Below are 4,927 nucleotides of genomic sequence, written 5' to 3' on the forward strand. Positions count from 1 at the left end.
TCTGTGAGAGGGTGGTGCATTTTGGAGTCCTGTTTTGGGATACCTTGTTGGGGCATGTGTTGGGATGCCTGTGTGGGGCTTTTGCATGGGGAAAACGCTTTTGTGATGAGAGAAAAATGGTCGATGTTGACGCGTTTTACGGTGTGAAGAGCTTATCCAAGTGTTGTTTTGCCGCCCTTTGTTTTGTGTTATTTTGTCCGATGCTATTGTGGTTTTGAAACGTTTTTATCCCTGTGCGTGCTTGAAAAATACGTTGTTTTTGTGATGTCAAAAATTGTCGCTATAGTTGATCAAACTGCGGTAAAGCGTGTCGTTGTTCTCAGAGGTAAAAGATGAGGAGCTTCCTTGTTTTTGCTGTTCTTGCCGTTCGATCTCACGGCGAAACCAGTTGCGCCATGTGGCTTGCCAGTCTACTTTGAGAGCTTCTTTGCCGCTCTTGGCTTTCCAATAGTCGCGAAATTTTTTGGCTTGCCAAAGAGCTTGGCTTTCACTCAAGCCTTCTGAAACTGCCGCCTTGATGTCTGCTTGCCAATGCTCAGGAAGACGGTACCCTTTGGCAACTGAGGCTGTGGTTTTTTTGTTGGAAGAAGAAGGAATGGAGGAAGGAAGATTGCTGAGGGGAAGAGTGGTGGCGGATTTTGTCTTTTCCCCCGTGACAATTTGCGCGATAGGGGCGGGAGTGAACTCCGCTTGGGGAGCGTTTAAAGGGGAGGCGTTTTTTTGCTCCGCTTCTTCTTGTGGAGGAGAAGGGAGAGGTGAATCAAGAGCCGATAAGGGTGATGGATGATCGCTTTGTTCAAAACTCTCTTCGCAGGAAAAACAAGGTTCTGTCTCATCAAACAAAATTTTCTTTTCTAAAACACCGTAAGGTGTTTCCTTTTCTTCTGCCTTTTGAGCTTTTGAGCTTTGTGCAACATCTTTTGTACTTTCGTTAAGCAGTTGTTGCATCTCTACATTGATTTTCTTGCGTTTTTTTGCCGAAGAACGACCCGCAAAGGATTTTTGTTCAAGCAATTTTTCACGCTCTTGAAAAACATTTTCGCAACGCTTATTCCATAATCCATTGGCTAAATTTAAAATCTTACCCTCTTGGATGAGCATCTCTAAAACATTAACAAAAGTTCGCTTGTCACAACCACAAAGACGCGCTAAACGTTCTTTCGATATTTCTAAAGGTCGGCCACGGGCATACATTTCATTGAGAAGAATCGTATAGATTCCAATTTCGTGTGCGCGCATCCCACGTACACCTCCTAGAAAGTCATTTTGATACCAACAAACATATGGAAGCCTAGACGATTCATAATGAGGAGTTTCTTGTTGATTAGCGTGTTTCATACTGCAATCTACTTTCTTCTTTTTTATACATTTTTATTGATGATAAAAGCTCAAATAAGGATTTAACTTGTGTTGCTTTTGGCTCTGTTCGATGATGACGAGAGGCTTCTTTACGATGCTTATAAATGATTGGCTGTGCTTGAAGCGCATGCAAACTTACGATTTAAGATTGCGGTGATGGAAAAAATAAAGAATACCACACATTCTCAACGTACTTTCTTTTGGGCAGAAGCTTTGGAGGTGGTCTTTTATATCCGGTAGGGTGGTTAAAGTGTTTTTATGAGCTAAAAATAGAAAATTCCCCCTAAAAAGTAAAATTTGTTTCCTTAATTTTATCCTTTTTAGAGGATAATGCAAGCCCGTTTTATAAAAAGGACGTGTTTTTTTAAAAAGACGCGCTATATGGTGAAATTATGAATATCGATGGTTGGCGTCAAAGATTAAAGACCGCTTTGGAAAAAAGTGGGCGGTCAAAAAGATCTATCTCTCTCTCTGCCGGTAAAGGCGCGGGGTACCTTCATTCTATTCTTTCTGAAGGAAAAGAACCAACAATCGAATCTCTCTCGCGAATTTGTCACGAAATTAATATCAGTATGAATTATATTCTTTACGGGAAAGGGGCTAGCCCTGAAGATAAAGAATTTATAGAGCTTATTTCGAAACTCTCTCCGCAAGAGAGACAGGCGATTTTGACTCTTTTGCGGCGGCCAATTGACGAAGCTTCAAAATAACTTCCTTCTGTGCTTTTGTGTCAAGGCGACTCCAGTATTTTATTAATATTATGTCACTCATTTTATCTCTCCTGTGTGTTTATAATTGCAATTTTGTAAGAACAAATAGAGAACAACAAAGGGGCATGAGAGGAACAAAGAATAATAGATTTTTCTTTACATATGTCATTTGAACCCCGTAGATATTTAAAATATATCTTTTATGAAGGATAAAATGATTGACATCTCTCCTATAGAGGATATAAGACTAACGCTATATTTAGTCTTGTCAAGACAAGGCTATGCTTTATCAACTATCTAAAGGGGGAAATCATGAAAAATATTTCATTCGTTAAAGAGGATGAAATCATTGTCGTTTTATGCGAAGAGGAAAATCCTTGTACTTATGAAGGACCAATCGACGAAATCGAAGAGGTGCTCGAACTGATTGAAGAATATGAAACTGTTTATAGAGTTTTACGACTCGATCTGACAACTTCTTATGCTGAAGATGTTACGGAACAAATCGCTGATTTTTATGTCGAAAATCATGAAATAAATGAAGAAAATACACAATTGCAGCCCTTCATTTTGAATAGTGAAGCGTATCATGCTTTTTTAAATGAAAGAGCGGCGTGCGATTATGAAGATAATCTCTATGGCTCTTATGAAAAACAGCATCGTTTACGCCCATGTGATGTCTTGACAGATTATTGGTGGTAAACATGACAAGTTATCTCAAGACTTCTTATCGAGGGATTCCACTTTATTATGCTGGAAATATGCGAAATTTAATCAGACTCGAACCACAAAAACACGACGCTCTTCTTTTTATCTCACAAGAAGCGGCGCTGTCTATGGCAAAAAAATTGGCGGAAGAATATCTCCGCTATGATTTTTCCGTCGTGCAATAGCAGGGTTGAAAAAAGAAGCCGCAATGATGGGCCAAAGTGCTTTTTCATTGCGGTGACAATGGTGCGCGTTATGCTTTCGTCTAGGGAGGCCGCTGCTTGGGAGGGACTTAGCTGATATGGAAAAGGAGGGGATGAGAAACTTGTGGGGAGAAAGAATGGGGGGAGCTTGAAGCGTATGCAAGGCATATGCTGGAGGGGAGATATGAGGTGTGGAAAAGGGGGGCAGCCGTATAGCGTTGAGGAGATGTCAATCTTTAAAAAAAGCTTTGTGTAGGGGGAAAGAGTAGAGTGTTGAGGGAGGGGGGAAAGCAGAGAGCTTTGAGCGCAGGGAGTGCAAAGAGCTTGGACATGAATGTGAAAGCATGCTGGGAAATGGGGGAAGGTGTTTGAGGGGGAAGAAGAGGAAGGCGCTATGGGGGCGCGGTTCTGACCGTTTTTGTGTTGAGCCTTAGGGAGATAATGACGGGCAAGGTTTTTTTTATCGGGGAGAAAATATCACGCGTTATGCTTTCGTCTAGGGAGGGCGCCGCTTGGGAGGGACTTAGCTGATATGGAAAAGGAGGGGATGAGAAACTTGTGGGGAGGAGGGATGTTGGGGGGGGCGTTTCCAACAGCTTTTGTGATTTCAGTAGCACAATATTTAAGGATGCTGTCATTCTTAGTGGGGAATGCATCTTAAAAGATATGAATGTTTCAAAGAGAATATGTTGCAAAAAAAAGCACTTTAAAGATTAAGGAGAGAAATACCATGCCAATCATTATCGATTGTATTCAAGGAACAGAGGAATGGCAGCAAGTGCGTAATGGTTTGATTACGGCTTCGTTGTTTGAGATGGTTATGGCACGAACAAAACAAGGGCAAAAAACGTCACGCTATCAGAGTGTGATGATGAAATTGGCGGGAGAAAGAATTACAGGAAAAACCGTTGATGAAGGGACAACACTTTCTCAGCGACGTGGGACTGAATTAGAACCAAGCGCGCGACAGCTTTATGGGAAACTGACACATACAGAACCTAAATGTATTGGCTTTGTTTTGGCTGATGATCGCGGACAAGGATTTTCTCCCGATGCTTTTGTGGGAAAAAATGGATTGTTGGAAATTAAAACAAAAAAACCTGAAATTTTAATTCCTCATTTCATGCAAAAGGGCTTTCCAGCAGAACATAAAGCACAATGTCAAGGAGGGTTATGGATTTCTCAACGCGAATGGGTGGATTTAATGCTCTATTGGCCAAATATGCCACCTTTGATTAAACGGGCTTATCGTGATGAAGCCTATATTTGCAAGCTTGAAAATGAAATTAGCCGTTTTAATGAGGCGTTGGAGAAGATGGTACAGCAAATTAAATCGGTTGAGACAGGTTTTCATATAAGAACAGAAATTGCTTTGAAGGAGGGAGAAAGCGGGGAGCTTGGAGCGCATGCAAGGCGTATGCTGGAGGGCAAAGCAAGAATGAGACGCAAGAGGGGAAGAAAGGGATCTTGTGTAGCGTTGAGGAGAGGCAAAGTTCTATAAAAAAGAAATTCAGAGGGAAAAGAGCAAAGCATATGTTGGAAGAGGGTGCCAAACAAGGGGGCGCAGGGAAGCAGGGAGCACAAAGAGCTTGGCTATGAATGTGAAAGCATATTGGGACAATGGGGGGTAAAAGCGGGGAGCTTGGAGCGCATGCAAGGCGTATGCTGGAGAGGAAAACGAGAATGGGAGTAAGGCCAAGTGTTTAGAGATATGGTGGCATGATTTTGGGAGCTTTTGTGGTGAGTGCTGGGGGAGCGGCAATGATGGGCAAGTGTGTTTTTTATTGCTGTGACAATTGTATACGTTATGCTCCCGTTCTTGGGGAGAAGAGCTTTGCAGGAATTTTCTTAGCCAACATGGAAAAGGGGGGGCATGAAGAAAAGAACCTATATATGGGGAATTGCGGGCGCTTGTGTGGGGGGGGAGTTGCCGGCTGGTTCATTGGG

General features: G+C 42.2%; 6 protein-coding genes. 5 read left to right on the forward strand and 1 reads right to left on the reverse strand.

Annotation, left to right across the window (positions count from 1 at the left end):
- Positions 1-267 precede the first annotated feature (267 nt).
- A complete protein-coding gene (locus tag ACFINA_RS08805) occupies positions 268-1,338 on the reverse strand; it encodes a YdaU family protein (RefSeq protein WP_375607061.1) in 1,071 nt (356 codons plus the stop codon).
- A 413-nt stretch (positions 1,339-1,751) separates the two neighbouring features.
- On the opposite strand from ACFINA_RS08805, the gene ACFINA_RS08810 reads away from it, so the two are divergent.
- The 5 genes from ACFINA_RS08810 to ACFINA_RS08830 all read left to right on the forward strand — a co-directional run.
- A complete protein-coding gene (locus ACFINA_RS08810; RefSeq protein WP_375607060.1) occupies positions 1,752-2,069 on the forward strand; it encodes an XRE family transcriptional regulator in 318 nt (105 codons plus the stop codon).
- Positions 2,070-2,381: 312 nt separating this feature from the next.
- Positions 2,382-2,771, forward strand: coding sequence for a hypothetical protein (locus tag ACFINA_RS08815; RefSeq protein WP_375607059.1), 390 nt, complete (start codon positions 2,382-2,384; stop codon positions 2,769-2,771).
- Between the two features lie 2 nt (positions 2,772-2,773).
- Complete coding sequence (locus ACFINA_RS08820; protein ID WP_375607058.1) at positions 2,774-2,962, forward strand: hypothetical protein; 189 nt, start codon at positions 2,774-2,776, stop codon at positions 2,960-2,962.
- A gap of 748 nt (positions 2,963-3,710) precedes the next feature.
- Entirely contained in the window at positions 3,711-4,481 is a 771-nt protein-coding gene (locus ACFINA_RS08825) for a lambda exonuclease family protein (RefSeq protein ID WP_375607057.1), read from the forward strand.
- Between the two features lie 218 nt (positions 4,482-4,699).
- Positions 4,700-4,927, forward strand: a 228-nt coding sequence (locus ACFINA_RS08830; protein WP_375615438.1) for a hypothetical protein, incomplete at its 3' end; no start/stop codon positions are given.

The sequence above is a fragment of the Bartonella sp. AC10YNML genome (assembly GCF_042196825.1).
Classification (GTDB): Bacteria; Pseudomonadota; Alphaproteobacteria; order Rhizobiales; family Rhizobiaceae; genus Bartonella.